Source organism: Mesorhizobium sp. M0500 (genome assembly GCF_040321165.1).
GTDB lineage: Bacteria > Pseudomonadota > Alphaproteobacteria > Rhizobiales > Rhizobiaceae > Mesorhizobium.
Genome location: NZ_JAMYRB010000001.1, coordinates 132,124 through 149,256, shown reverse-complemented (window position 1 = coordinate 149,256; position 17,133 = coordinate 132,124). Strand labels below are relative to the sequence as shown.

General features: G+C 63.1%; 19 protein-coding genes and 1 pseudogene. 17 read left to right on the top strand and 3 right to left on the bottom strand.

Annotated features, from left to right (window positions below):
- Nucleotides 1-2 precede the first annotated feature (2 nt).
- From NKI70_RS00800 to NKI70_RS00780, 5 genes are read left to right on the top strand one after another with little or no spacing between them, the layout of a single operon-like run.
- On the top strand, nucleotides 3-1,133 hold the full coding sequence (locus tag NKI70_RS00800) for a CgeB family protein (protein ID WP_352723996.1): 1,131 nt from the start codon (nucleotides 3-5) through the stop codon (nucleotides 1,131-1,133).
- Nucleotides 1,130-2,224, top strand: coding sequence for a CgeB family protein (locus NKI70_RS00795; protein ID WP_352697982.1), 1,095 nt, complete (start codon nucleotides 1,130-1,132; stop codon nucleotides 2,222-2,224). Before NKI70_RS00800 ends, NKI70_RS00795 begins: the two co-directional genes overlap by 4 nt.
- Entirely contained in the window at nucleotides 2,221-3,330 is a 1,110-nt protein-coding gene (locus NKI70_RS00790) for a CgeB family protein (RefSeq protein WP_023676130.1), read from the top strand. Before NKI70_RS00795 ends, NKI70_RS00790 begins: the two co-directional genes overlap by 4 nt.
- Before the next feature lie 23 nt (nucleotides 3,331-3,353).
- A complete protein-coding gene (locus NKI70_RS00785) occupies nucleotides 3,354-4,400 on the top strand; it encodes a UDP-glucuronic acid decarboxylase family protein (protein WP_352691146.1) in 1,047 nt (348 codons plus the stop codon).
- A gap of 24 nt (nucleotides 4,401-4,424) precedes the next feature.
- On the top strand, nucleotides 4,425-4,718 hold the full coding sequence (locus NKI70_RS00780) for a hypothetical protein (protein ID WP_352691144.1): 294 nt from the start codon (nucleotides 4,425-4,427) through the stop codon (nucleotides 4,716-4,718).
- Here NKI70_RS00780 and NKI70_RS00775 read toward each other — a convergent pair.
- Nucleotides 4,655-6,400: a hypothetical protein gene (locus tag NKI70_RS00775; protein WP_352723994.1), complete on the bottom strand. Its 1,746-nt coding sequence runs from the start codon at nucleotides 6,398-6,400 to the stop codon at nucleotides 4,655-4,657. The genes NKI70_RS00780 and NKI70_RS00775 overlap by 64 nt on opposite strands.
- A gap of 239 nt (nucleotides 6,401-6,639) precedes the next feature.
- Between NKI70_RS00775 and NKI70_RS00770 the strand changes: the two genes are divergently transcribed.
- The 10 genes and pseudogenes from NKI70_RS00770 to NKI70_RS00725 all read left to right on the top strand — a co-directional run bounded on the left by NKI70_RS00770 (nucleotide 6,640) and on the right by NKI70_RS00725 (nucleotide 15,230).
- Entirely contained in the window at nucleotides 6,640-7,743 is a 1,104-nt protein-coding gene (locus tag NKI70_RS00770; RefSeq protein ID WP_352723992.1) for an inositol-3-phosphate synthase, read from the top strand.
- A complete protein-coding gene (locus NKI70_RS00765) occupies nucleotides 7,740-8,336 on the top strand; it encodes a histidine phosphatase family protein (RefSeq protein WP_023676135.1) in 597 nt (198 codons plus the stop codon). The genes NKI70_RS00770 and NKI70_RS00765 overlap by 4 nt, the downstream gene beginning before the upstream one ends.
- A gap of 14 nt (nucleotides 8,337-8,350) precedes the next feature.
- On the top strand, nucleotides 8,351-9,454 hold the full coding sequence (locus tag NKI70_RS00760) for a CgeB family protein (RefSeq protein ID WP_023676136.1): 1,104 nt from the start codon (nucleotides 8,351-8,353) through the stop codon (nucleotides 9,452-9,454).
- On the top strand, nucleotides 9,454-10,254 hold the full coding sequence (locus NKI70_RS00755) for a nucleotidyltransferase family protein (RefSeq protein WP_023676137.1): 801 nt from the start codon (nucleotides 9,454-9,456) through the stop codon (nucleotides 10,252-10,254). Before NKI70_RS00760 ends, NKI70_RS00755 begins: the two co-directional genes overlap by 1 nt.
- Before the next feature lie 2 nt (nucleotides 10,255-10,256).
- Nucleotides 10,257-11,018 (top strand): TIGR04290 family methyltransferase, encoded by a 762-nt coding sequence (locus NKI70_RS00750; RefSeq protein WP_352614931.1) that lies wholly within the window; start codon nucleotides 10,257-10,259, stop codon nucleotides 11,016-11,018.
- Nucleotides 11,011-11,943: a glycoside hydrolase 5 family protein gene (locus tag NKI70_RS00745; RefSeq protein WP_352697992.1), complete on the top strand. Its 933-nt coding sequence runs from the start codon at nucleotides 11,011-11,013 to the stop codon at nucleotides 11,941-11,943. Before NKI70_RS00750 ends, NKI70_RS00745 begins: the two co-directional genes overlap by 8 nt.
- Before the next feature lie 20 nt (nucleotides 11,944-11,963).
- The gene (locus NKI70_RS00740; protein WP_352723991.1) at nucleotides 11,964-13,028 is read left to right on the top strand and encodes a glycosyltransferase; all 1,065 of its coding nucleotides are present in this window, start codon (nucleotides 11,964-11,966) and stop codon (nucleotides 13,026-13,028) included.
- 7 nt (nucleotides 13,029-13,035) lie between these two features.
- Nucleotides 13,036-14,025 (top strand): GNAT family N-acetyltransferase, encoded by a 990-nt coding sequence (locus NKI70_RS00735; RefSeq protein WP_352723989.1) that lies wholly within the window; start codon nucleotides 13,036-13,038, stop codon nucleotides 14,023-14,025.
- Nucleotides 14,022-14,786, top strand: a pseudogene (locus NKI70_RS00730) (class I SAM-dependent methyltransferase); the annotation flags it as partial. The gene NKI70_RS00735 and the pseudogene NKI70_RS00730, both read left to right, overlap by 4 nt.
- 225 nt (nucleotides 14,787-15,011) lie before the next feature.
- The gene (locus NKI70_RS00725; protein ID WP_023676213.1) at nucleotides 15,012-15,230 is read left to right on the top strand and encodes a hypothetical protein; all 219 of its coding nucleotides are present in this window, start codon (nucleotides 15,012-15,014) and stop codon (nucleotides 15,228-15,230) included.
- Between the two features lie 189 nt (nucleotides 15,231-15,419).
- Here the strand turns inward: NKI70_RS00725 and NKI70_RS00720 are convergent, their stop codons facing one another.
- Together NKI70_RS00720 and NKI70_RS00715 are read right to left on the bottom strand one after the other, a co-directional pair.
- Entirely contained in the window at nucleotides 15,420-15,548 is a 129-nt protein-coding gene (locus NKI70_RS00720; protein WP_280952093.1) for a hypothetical protein, read from the bottom strand.
- 50 nt (nucleotides 15,549-15,598) lie between these two features.
- The gene (locus tag NKI70_RS00715; RefSeq protein WP_023676143.1) at nucleotides 15,599-16,162 is read right to left on the bottom strand and encodes a sigma-70 family RNA polymerase sigma factor; all 564 of its coding nucleotides are present in this window, start codon (nucleotides 16,160-16,162) and stop codon (nucleotides 15,599-15,601) included.
- Between the two features lie 312 nt (nucleotides 16,163-16,474).
- On the opposite strand from NKI70_RS00715, the gene NKI70_RS00710 reads away from it, so the two are divergent.
- Both NKI70_RS00710 and NKI70_RS00705 read left to right on the top strand, forming a co-directional pair.
- Nucleotides 16,475-16,678, top strand: coding sequence for a hypothetical protein (locus NKI70_RS00710; protein ID WP_023676144.1), 204 nt, complete (start codon nucleotides 16,475-16,477; stop codon nucleotides 16,676-16,678).
- 125 nt (nucleotides 16,679-16,803) lie between these two features.
- Nucleotides 16,804-17,097, top strand: a complete 294-nt coding sequence (locus NKI70_RS00705) for a DUF982 domain-containing protein (RefSeq protein ID WP_023676145.1) — start codon at nucleotides 16,804-16,806, stop codon at nucleotides 17,095-17,097.
- The last annotated feature ends 36 nt before the right edge of the window (nucleotides 17,098-17,133 follow it).

Genomic DNA, 17,133 nt, shown 5'->3' with positions numbered 1-17,133 from the left:
TTATGCGATTTTTATTCTACACCCATTCGATCGTTTCCGACTGGAACCACGGCAACGCACATTTCCTGCGCGGCATCATGCGCGAGCTGGTCGCGCGCGGGCACCAGGCGATCGCGCTGGAACCCGCCGACGGTTGGAGCCGGTCGAACCTGGTAGCCGAGAAAGGGTCCTTCGCGATCGAGCGATTCCGGAAGGATTTCCCCGAGTTGATGCCGGTGACCTACGATGCCGCTTTCGACCACGAAGCCTGGATATCCGATGCCGATGTGGTGATCGTGCATGAGTGGACCGAGCCGGACCTTGTTGCGCGGCTGGGCAAGGCGAAAGCAACTGGCGGCCGTTTCACGCTGCTGTTCCACGACACGCACCATCGCGCCATCTCGGCCACGCAAGCGATTTCTGCCTTGCAGCTTGAACATTACGACGGCGTGCTCGCCTTCGGCGCGGCGCTGCGGGAAAGCTATCTTCGCGCCGGATGGGGCAAGCGGGTCTTTACCTGGCACGAGGCAGCCGATGACCATCTGTTCGAGCCCCATCCTGAAATCGAGCGCTGCGCCGACCTGATCTGGATCGGCAATTGGGGCGACGACGAGCGCAGCGCCGAAATCAGGGAATTCCTGGTCGAGCCGGTGCGTGAGCTCGGATTGAGCGGCACTGTCCACGGCGTTCGCTATCCACGGCAAGCGCTCGCCGACCTTGCGGCCGCCGGCCTGCACTACGAAGGTTGGATCGCCAACGCCGACGTGCCGAAGGCGTTTGCAGCAAACCGCATCACAGTGCACATCCCCAGGCGTCCATACCGCGAAAGCCTGCCAGGCATCCCGACCATCCGTATGTTCGAGGCGCTCGCCTGCGGCATCCCGCTGGTTTCGGCGCCGTGGTCCGATGTCGAACGCCTGTTCAGGCCCGGCGTAGATTTTCTGTTTGCAAACAACGGTTCCGAGATGCGGCGTCATCTTCGCGCCGTGCTGCACGACGCGGATCTCGCCGCCTCTCTGGCGACTTCGGGCCTCGAGACCATCCGCTTGCGGCACACATGCCGGCACCGGGCGAATGAGCTGTTCGGCGTGCTCGCCGAATGCGGGCACCGCCAAGCCGCCGACACGATCCTTGCAAAGGAGGCCGCCGAATGAAGATCGCATTTTACGGGTCGAGCCTGCTGTCGTCCTATTGGAACGGCGCGGCCACCTATTACCGCGGACTGCTCAAGGCCCTGGCAAGGCTCGGCTATGACATCACCTTCTACGAGCCGGACGTCTACGATCGCCAGAAGAACCGCGATATCGCGGCGCCGGACTGGTGTGCCGTCGTCGTCTACGAGGCCACTCCGCATGCCATGATGCAGGTGGCGGCGCGGGCGGCGGAGGCAGATATCGTCGTCAAGGCAAGCGGCGTCGGTTTCGCCGACGACGCGCTGTTGCGGGCGGTGCTCGATCACGCCCGTGCCGATGCGCTCACCGTATTCTGGGATGTCGATGCGCCGGCGACGCTTGGCCAGTTGCGCGACGAGCCCGACCATCCGCTGCATCGCGCGCTGCAGGAAATCGACCTCGTGCTGACCTATGGCGGCGGCGACCCGGTGGTCTGGGCCTATCGGGCAATGGGGGCGGCCGAATGCGTGCCGATCTACAATGCGCTCGATCCGGAAACGCATCATCCGGTCGGCAAGGACATGCGCTTTGCCTGCGATCTCGCCTTTCTCGGCAACCGGCTGCCGGACCGCGAGGCGCGCGTCGAAGCCTTCTTCCTCGACCCGGCCGGCCGCTCCGCCGATCAGCGCTTCCTGCTCGGCGGATCGGGCTGGGGCGACAAGCAGATGCCCGCCAATGTCCGATGGCTCGGCCATGTCGGCACGCGCGACCACAATGCATTGAACGTCACGGCCAAGGCGGTGCTGAACATCAGCCGCGACAGCATGGCGGCCAATGGCTTTTCACCTGCGACGCGCGTTTTTGAGGCGGCGGGCGCCGGCGCATGCCTCATCACCGACGCCTGGCTCGGCGTGGACCTGTTCCTGAAACCCGGCGAGGAAATCCTGGTCGCGCGCGATGGCGAGGACGTCGCCGAGATCATGCAAAGCCTTAGTGCCGAACGGGCTAAGGCGATCGGGACATCGGCGCTTCGGCGCGTGCTTGGCGAACATACCTACACGACACGTGCCGTTTTAGCCGACGCCATCTTCAGGCGCCATTTCGAGCGTCCGACCGTGGAGGCGGCCGAATGACAAAGCCGCTCGACATCGTCTTTCTTGGCCTGTCGCTCTCCTCATCCTGGGGAAACGGCCACGCCACCACCTTTCGGGGGCTGCTTAAAGGTCTCCACGAACTCGGCCACCGCGTCACTTTTCTCGAACGCGACGTGCCGTGGTACGCAAGTCACCGGGATCTGCGCGATCCCGATTTCTGCGCCTTGCGCTACTATGAAACGATCGATGATCTTCGCCGCAATTTTGCGCGCTGTCTGCGCGATGCCGATATCGTGGTCGTCGGCTCCTTCGTTCCCGAAGGCCCTGAAATCATCGACGTCGTGGCATCGCTGTGCACGGGTCAGTTCTGCTTCTACGACATCGACACGCCGATCACGCTGGCAAAGCTTTCGACCGATGATTGCGAGTACATTGCCAGGCGGCAGGTCCCGTATTTCGACGTCTACTTCTCCTTCACCGGCGGGCCGACGCTTGCCCGTCTGACGGCGGAATTCGGCGCGAGGCGGGCCGAGCCGCTCTACTGCTCCGTCGACCCGGAACGGCATCACGGAACCGGTGATCCAATCCGCTGGGATCTCGGCTATCTCGGCACCTACAGCCCCGACCGCCAGGCGACGCTAGAGGCCCTGCTGTTCGAACCGGCGCGTCGCATGCCGGAGCGCCGCTTCGTCGTGGCAGGCTCGCAATATCCGCGCGAAATCGCCTGGCCGGACAATGTGGATCGCATCGAACACCTGCCGCCGGCAGATCACGCCGCCTTTTACAGCCGCCAACGCTACACGTTGAACGTCACGCGCAGTTCCATGATCGCGGCCGGATGGTCGCCCAGCGTGCGCCTCTTCGAGGCAGCCGCCTGCGGCACGGCGATCATCAGCGATAGCTGGGCCGGACTGGACAGCCTGTTTCCAGAGCGGACGATCCACACGGCGCGCAGGACCGAGGACGTAATCGGTATCCTGTCTGGGGAATCCGACGGCGCCCGGCTTGCCATGGCCAGGCAGGCGCGCGTGCTCATCCTCGCAGCTCACACAAGCATCGCAAGAGCCCGCGAATTCGTTTCGCTGCTGGCGCAGGCCAAATCGCCACGTTCTGTTCTCGATCTGGACGTCGAGAGCGCAGCATGACCCGCAGACGGGAGAAGATAGAGATGCAGCTATCAAGAAAGGCGCAACGGACCAAGACCGTGCTTGTCGCCGGCGGCGCAGGTTTCCTCGGTTCGCATCTTTGCGAGACAATGCTCCAGGCCGGCTGGCGCGTGATCTGCGTCGACAATTTCCTTACCGGCCGCATGGAGAACATAGCATCGATCGCCGATCGTCCGGATTTTCGGCTGATCAAGCAAGACATTTGCCGACCGTTGGAGCTTGGCGAACCGGTTGACCGCATCTTCAACATGGCGTGCGCGGCCTCGCCACCACGCTATCAGGCCGACCCGGTCCACACGACACGGACTTGCGTCATCGGGACGCTCAATCTGCTGGAGCTCGCCGCCCGTAATGGCGCCCGCTTCCTGCAGGCGTCCACCAGCGAAATTTATGGCGATCCCGAACAGCATCCGCAGAAGGAAGACTATGTCGGCCACGTGAACTGCATCGGCCCCCGCGCCTGCTATGACGAAGGCAAGCGCACCGCCGAAACCTTGTGCTTCGATTATTTGAGAATGGGAAAGGCCGATATCCGTGTCGCGCGCATCTTCAACACCTATGGTCCCAGGATGGATCCTGCGGATGGACGGATCGTTTCCAATCTGATCATGCAGGCACTCGAGAGACGGCCGCTGACGATATTCGGCGACGGGCTGCAGACCAGGTCGTTCTGCTACGTTTCCGATCTGGTCGACGGCTTGATCCGGTTGATGGAGGTCAATCCCAACCCGCGCCAGCCGATCAATCTAGGCAATCCGGGGGAGTTCACCATCCTGCAACTGGCGGGCCTGGTGAGAGGCATGACCGCCACCAAATCGGACTTGAAATTCCTGCCGCTGCCGCAAGACGATCCTCGTCGTCGGCAACCCGACATTTCCCGTGCAAGGAAGCTTCTCGGCTGGTCGCCCAAAGTGCCGCTCAGGCAGGGTTTGATGCGCACAATCGGCTATTTTGCCGAGCTTGAGACGGCGCAGATGGTCGACAGAAGACGTCGAATTGCCGCCACCGTGCGTTCTGCATCAGGCCGGCTGCAAAACCTGCCGGCCTGAAGGCGGGGAGCGTCTGGCCGCTGCTTGGTCACGACGGAAAGCGCCGTCGTCTCGGATTTGGTCACTTTTTCTCGTTGCGGGAACAACCCGTCCAGCTTCTGGTTCTGTCAAGGTACCGGCATGGAGACGATTGTGCATCCGAAGCGATCCGCCAAAGACATCGAACAAATGGCCGCAAAGGAGACGGCTGCCTTCCTGCGGCGCGCCTCCATCACCTATCTGGAATGTTGTGTGAGCCTGATGATGACGCATCTTCAGCGCGAGGAGGTAGCGGCCATCCTCGAAAAGGAAGCGGATATGCTGCGCCGGCTGGACTGATCCTGGTCGAGCGGCGGCAGGTCGCCTTGGCTTTCCAGGAAACGAAGCAGCGCGGCAGCGTAACGTCTTGCCGCGGCCGCCAGCCGGATCTGTTCCCGATCATCGCCCGATCGCTCAGCCATGCTCCACAAGCCAAGCTGGAAGGCGAGATAGCAGGGCTCGTAGTAGTGGACCAGATTGGCATCGACGCGACGAGAGGTAGTCGCCTCGACAGCTTTGCACAGTGCCGCAGTCGCTGCGTCGGAGAGGCTGTACTCGACACGGGCGCCGGCAATGTCCCAGGCGATGTCCTGGCAGCCGATCAGATCGTGCGATCGGCAATGGTCGAGGGCGTCCGTCTTGATCAGCGTTCCGCCGCGCGAAAGGATGAACTCCCACGGATGAAGCCGCCCGTCGATCTCGACCCGCTGCATGTTCTTGGGTGGAGCCCGTGTCGAAAACCAGTTCTGCAGCTCCGCCGCGCGGTTTTCGCCCAGCGTCTCACTTGTATTCCGCACGGCCATGTCGGCAAGGGCCTCCAGCGAGGCGCCCGGCTGGGAGGCGGGCAGATTGGCTGCGCGCCAGGACAGATAGCGCGCGAGATGAGCGACCATTTTTTCTTTCGAAAGCCTTGCCCGGTCCAGCGTTGCACCGTCGATCCAGCGTTCGACGAGAAAGCCATGGCACAGCCCGGCGACTTCCGGGCCAAAGCCTGCATCGTGCAGCTTCCTGGCGGTCTCGGCCTTTTGCATTCCGATTTCGCCGAGGCCAACGAATTTGACCGACCATTTTCCCCGGCCCGCAAAAGCGAGGAACTTTCGCCGCTCGAAGCCGCGGTGAACAGGTGGCCAATGATCCAGCGAGCCATAGTGCAAGCGACGCCACTCTCCGGCGGATGTTTCGGTCAGGCTGGCCGCTGTGCGGCCGATCGTCCTGGCCACCCAATCCCGCAACGTCGGGACAGCGGATCCAGCAGGGAAAGTCCGTTCGAAATCCACGCTGTGTTTTTGGCAAACCGTCCATGCCTCCCGACTGTTCGTCGATGCCTCGGGGCCCGGCCCACCCGAATGGCTGGGGAACAGATGGATGCGCCCGGCATCGATATCCAGCGCTTGCAGCCATGCGACGACTGCGTGAAACGAGCTGCCGGACAGGCCCGGGCCCTCATCGACGACAGCGAAATGGGCCGATGGCCTTGTCCTCCAGCCGCCGATCAGTTCCGGATCGGCGGCAAGCCGCCTGCGGAACGGGTGACCGATCGGACGGACACCGACGGGTGCCGGTGCGCCGATGGCTGCAGCCACCATCGCTGCAAGCCCCAGGCCGATGCTGCGGATGCCGATTACGCATGTGTTCGCATCGAGACCCGACTGCCGCGCGGCGACGAAATAGCTTTCCGGATAGAGCGCATAGTGAGCATATCCCTCGGCCGTGCCGATGAGGATTTCGCCATCGCAATCGAGTTCGGCCAGCATTCGCGGCACGTCCGCACGGACCGGGCCGTCGATGGCGAATCCGGCTGCCCACGATCTGCCCACGTCCCGGGCCAAGCCGACCAGCAGATTTGCGCCCGCGATCCGCTGTCGAGAATTCCTGTCCATGCCGTTGGCCTCGAATTCAGCATCGGCAAGGCCCTGGACCAATTCCGAGATCTTGATGAACAGGCCGACCAGGGCTGCGTGCCGTCCGATCCCGCTTGGCATGTCCGCAATGTGCCCGGCCGCTTCGCAGGCCGAGCTGCGAACATATCGCGCGCTCTCAATTCGCTTGTGGTCGCCATAGACGATCATTGTCCCGTCCCGGTTGGCCTCACTGCACAACTCGGCGAGCGCTACTTTGATCCACCATCGGTTGCACGATTTTTGCAGCCGGCAAGGAACAATCAGCGAGGCAGGCGGTTTGGCACGAAGAACTTACCTTCAACAGCATAGGCAGCGGTTTCGTGGGATCGAAGAAAGTTCGGATCGGAATAGTCGGCGTCGGCAACTGCGCCTCCTCCCTTGTTCAGGGCATCACCTATTACCGCGACGCAAGAAGCAATGAGCCCATACCCGGGCTGATGCACGCCGATCTTGGCGGCTACCATGTCAAGGACATCGAGGTGGTCTGCGCTTTCGACGTCGCCAAGGGCAAGGTCGGACGCGATGTGGCAGACGCGATCTACAGCGCGCCGAACAATACTTTCCGCTTTGCCAATGTAGCGCCTACCGGCGCCCGCGTCGAACGCGGACCGACGCTGGATGGCATCGGCAAATATCTGCGCGACGAGATCGTGGAGGCCGACGAGCCGGTCGCCGACGTCGGCAAGATCCTCGCCGAAAGCGGCGCCGAAATCCTGGTGTCCTATCTGCCTGTCGGTTCGGAGGAGGCAACGCGCTTTTATGCCGAGTGCGCGCTCGAGGCCGGCTGTGCCTTCGTCAACTGCATACCGGTCTTCATCGCCTCGCGGCCGGAGTGGCGCCGGCGCTTCGAGCAGCACGGCCTGCCGCTGATCGGCGACGACATCAAGAGCCAGGTCGGTGCGACGATCGTCCACCGGCTGCTCGCCAACCTGTTCCGCGAGCGCGGCGTGCGCATCGATCGCACCTACCAGCTCAATTTCGGCGGCAACACCGACTTCCTCAATATGCTGGAACGCGAGCGGCTGGAATCGAAGAAGATCTCAAAGACGCAATCCGTCACCAGCCAGATCGACGTTCCCCTGGAGCCCGGCAACATTCACGTCGGGCCGAGCGACCATGTCCCGTGGCTGACCGATCGCAAGTGGGCCTATATCCGGGTCGAAGGCACGACCTTCGGCGGTGTGCCGCTGAATGCCGAGCTCAAGCTGGAAGTGTGGGATTCGCCCAATTCGGCCGGCGTCGTCATCGATGCGGTGCGTTGCGCCAAGCTGGCGCTCGACCGCGGTATCGCGGGCGCGCTGACCGGTCCCTGCAGCTATTTCATGAAATCGCCGCCCGAGCAGTTCACCGACGCGGAAGCCCGCCAGCGCACGCTCTCTTTCATCGCCGGCAAGGACGAGCCGATGCTCGATGCCGCGGAATGACGACGACGTTCTTTCTGGTGCGCCACGCCGCGCACGACAATGTCGGCTGTTATCTTGCCGGACGGATGGCCGGCGTTTGCCTCGGCGAAGCCGGCAAGGCACAGGCCTCGCATCTGGCAGACCGCATGGCACGCGAGGCGATAGCGGCAATCTTCTGCAGCCCGCGCGAACGCACGCAGGAGACCGCCAATCCGATCGCGCTCGCCTGCAATGCCGGTGAAATCGTGATCCGCGAGGAACTCGATGAGATCGACTTCGGCACCTGGTCGGGAAAGACCTTCGAAGAGCTGAACCAGGATGCCGACTGGCGGGTGTGGAACGACCAGCGTCAGCAGGCGAGAACACCGAGCGGCGAGACCATGCTGGACGTGCAGCAACGCGTCGTCTCATTGATCGAGCAGGTCCGCGGCACCTACCAGAACCAGGGCGTCGCACTGGTCAGCCATGCCGACGTCATCAAGGCCGCCGTGTGCAAGGTGCTCGGCCTGTCGCTGGGAAACTGCTTTCGCTTCGATATCGACCCAGCGTCGATCACCACGGTTGTTTGGGGGGACTGGGGGTCGAACCTGATCAGACTCAACGAAGCTGCCTGACGAGGAATTGCCGGATGCGCATGGTCATTTTCGGTCTTACCGTGACATCGTCGTGGGGCAATGGGCACGCCACGCTGTGGCGCGGATTGATCCGGGCGATGGCCGGGCTGGGCTGGTCTATCACCTTCTTCGAACGCAACACTCCCTATTATGCCGGGACGCGCGACCTCGACCAGTTGGATGGCGGCAACCTCGTCCTTTATCAGGATTGGGAGGACATCCAGCGCGTTGCCGAGCAGGCGATGAATGAGGCCGATGTGGTCATCGTCACCTCCTATTGCCCCGATGCCGTGAGCGCGTCGCGCCTTGCCCACCAGGCCTGTCGCGGGCTGAAGGTGTTCTACGATCTGGATACGCCGGTGACGCTGGCGCGGATCGAACAAGGTGATCCTCCGGCCTATTTCGGGCCGGAAGGGCTTCGCGATTTCGATCTCGTGCTGAGCTACACGGGAGGAACCGCGATCGACGCATTGAGGTCGATGCTGGGTGCGCGTCGCGTCATGCCGCTCTACGGCCATGTCGATCCAGAGCGACACCGGCCCGCCCCGCCCAGGCCGGAGTTTGCCGGCGACCTTTCCTATCTTGGAACCTATGCGGCAGACCGCCAGGCCGGGGTCGAGAGGCTGCTGGTCAGTCCGGCTGCGCGCCTGCCGGAGCGCCGCTTCATCATTGGCGGCGCACAATATCCGCAGGAATTCCCGTGGAGCGACAATATTTTCTTCGTCCGGCATCTGCCGCCGGCCGACCACCCCGCCTTCTTTTCATCATCACGGCTGACCCTGAACGTGACCCGCGAGGCGATGGCCGAAAGGGGCTGGTGTCCTTCCGGCCGGCTGTTCGAAGCCGCCGCTTGCGGTGCCGCGATGGTGAGCGACACATGGCCGGGACTGGAGGCCTTTTTCCGGCCCGGCGAAGAGATCGTCGTGGCGAACAGCACCGACGACGTGGTCGCCGCGCTCGACCTGTCCGACGCCGAGCTTGACGCTATCCGCAGCCGAGCGCGCGAGCGGGTGCTGGACGAACACACCTCGGCGCGGCGCGCGAAGGAATTCGACCGCATCCTGTCTGATGCACTGCACGGCTCCACGCATGGCGAGCCGTTGAAGGAGGCAGTTTGATGTTGGGCATCGTGCCCGCAGCCGGACGGGGAAGCCGCATCCAGCCGCTCGGCTTTTCGAAGGAGCTTCTGCCGGTCGGCAGCCGCATCGACGGCAACACCGAGCGGCCTTGCGCGGTCAGCGAATACCTGGTGCGCCGCATGGTGCGCGGGGGGGCCGACAAGATCTGCTTCGTCATCGGCTCGGGTAAGTCGGATATCCTCGAATATTATTCTGCCGGCTATGCCGACGCGACTGCGCTGTTTGTGGTGCAGCCCTCTCCGGTCGGCCTTTGCGACGCCATCTTCCGTGCCGCACCGCTCGTCACAGCCGATGAGACCGTTCTGGTCGGGTTGCCCGATACGATCTGGTTTCCCGAAGACGGCTTCCTGGCCCTCCCGGACGACGGCCTGTCCTTCCTGCTGTTTCCGGTGGACCAGCCGGAGTTCTTCGACGCCGTCGTTGTCGACCAGGACGACCGGGTGAAGCAAATCCAGGTCAAGCAGCAGAATGCCCAATCGAACTGGATCTGGGGTGCGTTCAAGATGCCCGGCCGCACCCTTCACCAGCTCGCCGCGCTGTGGCGGGAACGGGACCGGTGCGACGAATATATCGGCACGCTGGTCAATGCCTATCTCGCCGCCGGAGGCGATGCCTATGGCATCAAGGCTGGCACCGCCTATGTCGACGTCGGCACCTTCAACGGCTACCGCACCGCACTTCGCCTGCTTGAAAGCGCCGCCGGTACCAAGGACGACCAAGTCGCCATTACGCTGCCCGGCCACCAGCACGTCCCTGTCCTCGCAGGCGAAGGAGGCTAGCCATGCTGCATTCCGATGCCGAAATCCGCCGCCGTATCGATGCGCTCGGCCCATGGTTCCACAATATGGAACTGGCCGGCGTCGAAACCGCTCCCGATCATTTCCTCGGCAATTACCCACTGATCAAATGGCGCAAATTCGCCGACGCCATTCCCGCCGATCTTTCCGGCAAGGCGGTGCTCGACATAGGCTGCAATGCGGGTTTCTATTCGATCGAGATGAAACGCCGCGGCGCCGGCCGCGTGCTTGGCATCGATTTCGATGAGGCTTACCTGGCGCAGGCGCGCTTTGCCGCTGAGGTTGCGGACTGCGACATCGAATTCCGGCAGCTCTCGGTCTACGACGTTGGCGCCCTGCATGAGCGGTTCGACATCGTGCTGTTCATGGGCGTGCTCTACCATTTGCGCCATCCCTTGCTCGCACTCGATCTGATCCGTGAGCACGTCGCCCGGGACCTGATGATCTTCCAGTCGATGCAGCGCGGCAGCACCAACGTGCCGGCGCTCGAGCAGAATTATCATTTCTGGACCCACGACCTGTTCGACCGGCCGGAGTTCCCAAAGCTGCATTTCATCGAGCATCGCTATGCCGACGACCCGACCAACTGGTGGATTCCCAATCGCGCCTGCACCGAAGCCATGCTGCGCAGCGCCGGCTTCGAGATCGTCCTGCAACCGGAGCAGGAGGTCTATTTCTGCCGCACCGCCGACGTGCCGGCCGGTGGCGGCGTCGTCTACCCGTCGAAAGGACAAATAAATGATTGAAGCCGCGATGATCTGGAACGAGCCCAACAACAAATCCCACTGGGATCCCGAGCTCGACCCCGACTGGAGCCGCTTCGCCAACATGGCAACCCTGGTCGCCGACGCGATCGCGTCGGAGAATCCGGCCTTGACCAAGGTCCTTGGCGGCATCTCGCCGATCGATGCCGGTTTCATGACACGGATGAAGGAGTTCGACGTGCTCGATCATGTCGATGCTGTCGCCGTGCACGGTTTCCCGCTCGACTGGAACCTCTGGCAGATCCACGAATGGCCGCAGAAGATCGGGGAGATTTCGGCTGTCACCGATCTTCCGGTATGGGTCAGCGAGGTCGGCGTGTCGACCTTCGGCGCCGAGGAGGTACAGGTCTGGGGCCTGCGCCGGACCGCGGAATTGCTGATCGGCAACGCACCGCGCATCCAATGGTATAGCCTCTACGACCTGCCGCGCGAGTGGGAAGCGACGACGCGCCATCGCGAGGCGGAAGGCTCGTCTTACTACCGCCATTTCTACATGGGCCTGCTCCGCCAGGACGGCACGCCAAAGCCCGCGCTCGAGGAGTTCCTGCACCACACGCCGGCAATGGGACTGGTGCAGTGGTTCCATTTCGAAGATCACCGGCTGGGTGACGCCGTCGCCTGGATGAAACGGCTCGGCGTCACCAATCTGCGCACCGGGCTTTCCTGGGCCGACAGCTTCAGGCCGAACGCACTTGACTGGTTCGACCGGCAGATGGAGGCTTTGGCCGACTTCGACGTGACGGTTACTTTCTGCTTCACGCCGGAACACCGCGGAATGATGCCGCACCACAGCAGTCCGCCGCTGGTGCCGGAGGAATTCGCCGACTTCTGCGCGGCAATGACGCGCCGATATGCCGGCAGCATCGCTGCCCCTTCGGTCGGCAGGCTGCGCGCCTCCGCAGCGTGAGGAGCTTCGGCTCTCCAGCCATGACGCTCACCGTCCTCAACGTCGCCTATCCCCTCGCCCCGGTCGGGCCGGATGCGGTCGGCGGCGCCGAGCAGGTTCTGTCGATGCTCGACCAGGCGCTCGTACGCGCCGGACACCGTTCGATCGTGATCGGCTGCCAAGGCTCGAGCGCGGCGGGTGTCCTCATCGAGACGCCGGCCGAACCGGGCGTGCTCGATGAAGCGGCGAGGCACCGGGCACAGCGTGCTCATCGCGCCGCAATTGCTGCCGCGCGCGCCCGTTGGCCAATCGACGTGGTTCATTTGCACGGCATCGATTTCGACGCCTATCTGCCGGGCGACGGGCCGACATTGGTGACCTTGCATTTGCCGCTCGACTGGTATCCGGCCGACGCTCTCAATCCGGCGCGAAACGATCTATGGCTGCATGCTGTATCCGCGGCTCAGCAAAGAACCGCGCCGCCGGGAGCCAGGCTGATCGGGCCGATTCCCAACGGAGTGGACGTCGACGCGCTGAGCGAACCGCAGGCCAAACACGACTTTGCGCTCGTGCTCAGCCGCGTCTGCCCGGAAAAGGGCATCCATCTGGCGCTGGACGCAGCCAAGAAGGCCAGCGTGCCGGTGGTCATCGGTGGCAACGTCTACCCCTATGAAACGCACACAGCGTATTTTCGCGACGAGGTCGAACCCCGGCTGGACGACCGGCGCCGCTTCCTTGGTCCGCTCGGCTTTGTCGCCAAGCGGCGCCTGCTGAACACAGCCCGCTGCCTAGTCATCCCGAGCCTTGCCGCGGAAACCAGTTCGCTCGTCGCCATGGAGGCGCTCGCCTGCGGCACCCCCGTGGTGGCCTTCCCGAATGGCGCACTGCCGGATGTGGTCGAGCACGGCAAGACCGGGTATCTGGTTGGGGATGTCGACAAGATGGCCGAAGCCATCGCTGCCGCACCCAGCCTGGACCCCGAGACCTGCCGGGCCGAGGCGCGGCGGCGCTTTTCACTCGACCGCATGGTTTCCTCCTACATGGACGCCTATCGGGCGCTGGCACGGCTCGGCACAGACAGCGGGCAGCTCGCGACGGCAAAGTGAGCGCGACATGCTCCGCAGTGAGATCATCGACGATCCGGCGGACCTCGAAGCCCTCGAGCCGCACTGGTGGGAACTCTGGTCGAGCAGTCCCTCGGCGACGCCGTTCCAGTCTCCCGCATGGTTGCTGCCATGGTGGCGGACATTTGCTCCCGGCGACCTAGCGACGGTCGCCATCTGGCGTGGCGACGATCTGGTCGGCCTGGCGCCACTCTATCTGGAACGCCACGACGCCGGCGCGCGATTGCTTCCGCTCGGCATTTCGGTGAGCGACTATCTGGATGTCCTTTGTCTTCCCGAGATCGCCGAACCGGTCGGCGCAGTCATCGGTGGCGCCGTTCTTTCCGTCGGCTGGTCACAGTGGATCTTGCAGGACCTGCCTCCCGGCGGCGCCGGCCTTGCCATCAGGCATGCCGCGCTCGAATCGTGCCAAGCCGTCGGTCACGCCGCTTGCCCGGTGCTCGCCCTCGCCGGCGACCAGACGCTTCAAGGCTGTGTTCCGGCGCGGCGGAGGCGCCAATTGCGCCGCGCCCACAGGGCCGCGTCGAGACGCGGCAGTGTCTCCATCGAACCCGCTTTGTCCGATCCGCAGACATTCCTCGACCACCTGATCCGCCTTCACCGCGCGCGCTGGGCCGGACACGGCGACGGCGTGCTGTCCGATTCCCGCGTGGAAGAATTCCACCGTCAGGCGCTGCCGCAAATGGCCGCCCAAGCGCTTGCCCGATGCTGGCTTATCACGATCGGTAACGCGATCGTGGGCGCCTATTACGGGTTCCATCATCGTGGCCGCGCTTGCGCTTATCTCGGTGGCTTCGATCCGGCCTATGCCGAGGAAAGTCCCGGCGCGCTGCTCATCGGCCAAGCGATAAGGCAGGCGATCTGCGAAGGCGCGGAAGAGTTCGATTTTCTGCGCGGGCAAGAGGCCTACAAGTACAGCTGGGGCGCCGTAGACCGGTGGACGATGCGCAAGATCTGGACGCGGAGCAAAGGGCGATGAGCGCGACGCAGCCAGGATCTCGGCGGTCGACATCAGCAAGGCGGGTGCTGGAGGACTGCATGGCAGACGGTGCCGGCGTCGAAGCCGTCATCGCCAGGCTGGCTCTCCGTTTCGAGACAGGAATCGAAGCCGCAGAACTGGCGAAGATTGCACAAAACACACATTCGGCCGATTCGCGAAAGACGGCAAAACTACGACGGATTGCCGACCTGCTTCAGCGCAGGCCCGAGATCTTCGCCACGCTGCGCAAAACAGGTGGTGCCGTTCGGCACGAGCGTGGCGAGGACGAGACCGACGATGCGGTCGTCAAGCGGCTGGCGGCCGGGTTTGACGCGGCGGCGGCGATCTCCCCGGCGGCGAGCGTCCAGCTGTCATCGCTGGGCAATGAGGAAAAGCTCTCTGCCGCTACGGCTGAGATCGTTGCATGGCTGGAGAGGCGAGGCTTTACCGGCACTGACCGCGACATACTGGATATCGGCTGTGGTATCGGTCGGTTCGAACAGGCGCTCTCCGCTCTGTCGCACCGGATCGTTGGCAGCGATATATCCCCAGCGATGATCTCGATCGCCCGCCGGCGATGCGCCGGGCTCGGCAATGTAGAATTCCGCCCTGCGCGCGGTTTCGATCTTGCCGATTTTTGCGATGCCAGCTTCGACCGCGTGCTGGCCGTCGACAGCTTTCCCTATCTGGTGCTGGCCGGCCTTGCGGAGCGACATTTCGTGGAAATCGCGCGCGTGCTGAAGAGGCCGGGCATGGCCGCGCTTTTGAATTATTCATATCGCGGATCGCCGGCGCTGGATCGCGCCGATGTCCATAACTTCGCCAACGCAAATGGCATGCAAGTCCTCGTCGACGGCGAAAAGCCTTTCCGGCACTGGGACGGCGATGCCTTCCTGCTTACGATTTCCGGCGGAACATTGCGGCCCAACGATGGTTCGGATGCCGAACGGGAAAAGCCGCTATTCGACAGTATGAAGGAGGACAAGATGGCGTCCGGCAGCAAGAAGCACATCGGTCGCGGCAGTCACGGCAAAGGCGCTGGCGCTGGCGCGATGACCGATCTTCCCAAGGACAAGATCGGAGAGAACGCCGTTCTGTCCAACAGAGACAAGAAGCAGCACACCAAGGAGCGTGGGCTCGACGGCAATCGGGTCAAGTCCGAGCAGTACCAGGATCATTCAGCGGATCGGCGGCCTGAAGACTGATCGTTGCGGCAGCATGCGAGCTTGCAGCCGGTGAGCAATTGAAAGGCGGCGAGAGCCCAACCGCTGACGAAGCTGTGCAAGGACCGATGCCGGTCGCATGGACGCCCTGCAAATTCTTGCAAACTCGCACTGTTGCCACCAGAGTGAAGTGAAGGGACCAACATTTGCCAAGAGAACGCGATGTCTCGCTCAAGGGAAGATTCCGTCAGCACGCGTGCCGATCTGACGATAGACCGGGAAATCGCTTCCTTGCTTGCGGCCATCGAACAGGAAAGGGTTCCTGACAGGCTGACCAAACTTGCGATCGAGTTGCAGCATGCGCTTATCGAAAGGCGCTTGCGCGAAACCAGTAACTAACGTGACGTGTATTAGCGGCGCCTCTCGGCTTCGAAGTCCAGTTGTCCTTCGGACAGATAGCTGCGCCTTTCCATCAGGGTTTGCGAGGAACTTTCGCCAAGGTATTCCAGCACGCCGGCGCGTGCCCTGTTGAGCCGGCTCTTCACGGTTCCCACCGCGCAACCGCATATTTCGGCCGTTTCCTCATAGCTGATGCCCAGAACGCCTATCAACATCAGAACCTCGCGCTGGTGCTCAGGAAGGCTTTGGATGGCCTGGTGGACTTCCTTGCCCTGTACGGACCATTCCTGCGTCGCTTCCGAGATCGGCCGCAGCGAAGCGCAGTCGAGCAGGCCGGGCGCTTCCCTCACCGCGGCCCTGACACGCGTGTAGTAGGTGTTGCGCATGATCGTGAAGAGCCATGACTTCATGCGCGTTCCAGCTTCGAACTTGTCAATGTTGGCCAAGCCCTTGGTCAGCGTCTCCTGGACCAGGTCGTCGGCATCATCGGGAGTGCGGCAGAAGGTGCGGGCGAAAGCCCTCAAAGCGGGTATGAGGTCGACGATGGAAACTTCTTCGGTTTCGCGAGTCGCCAAGGCGTAGGCTGTAGGTAGCAATGGTCCAGCTCCCGTCCAGAATGAGTTCGTGAGCGCAGACCAGTTAAATGCATTGGGCGAAAGATCGTTCCGGCTGGCGAAAATCACCCGGATCGGGAACCGGAGCGGCTTGGCTGGGCAACCCAGCCGGCGGTGATATTTTTGACGGAACAACCACCGGTATCGCGGAGTTGGAATCCAGGCCGTCCGAAAATCCGGGGCGCCGCCATTGGCGTGTCGAAACGCGATTTTCGCAGCGAGCCTGGGCCGCCACCTTAAGGACAGTCCGCCACCTCAAAACAGGAGGAACCCATGACAGGAAACAAGCACGCCAAAGGCAAAACGCCGGCCGATAGCGACCTTGCCAACGATCCCGGCATCGGCAGTTCCAAGGGCACGATCAAGGAGGGCGACCGGCTCGATCAGGGCGACAACACGTTCGAAGGCGATGTCGAGAACGACACCACGCCTCAAGGCGGTATCAATCCCCGGCAAAAGATGCGGACCAACAAATGACGCCAGCATCGGCCGGCGCACGATCGAACAAACCCGCTGCAACCCGTGCAGCAATCCCGCGTTAAAGAGCATGGGCCTCGCGTCCGCCCAGCGTTGATGCGACAGGCTCTTTCGCGGAGACACAGATGACAAAAAAATCGTTTGGCCGCCCCGTTCCAATTCTCGTCGGCCTTGGTTTCCCTCGCCATGTCGAAAATATCTGGCAGGCCTATGACGTCTTGAACGAATGGCCGAGTCGCGGCCCGGCGCACAAGGCGGCGTTCGACGCCTGTCGCGCCGGGCTGGCTGACGAGGTCGATGCCGAGACCGTGCGCGCGGCGTTCGAAGCATTCGCCCGCAAGGCGGGCATTCTGGCGCACGATGTCGCCGCCGAAATACCAGCAGGCACCAATCCCACTGCGGTTCGCGACGTCGGCTAAAATGCCCAGCAGGCCATGTGACCTGCTGAGGCTAAT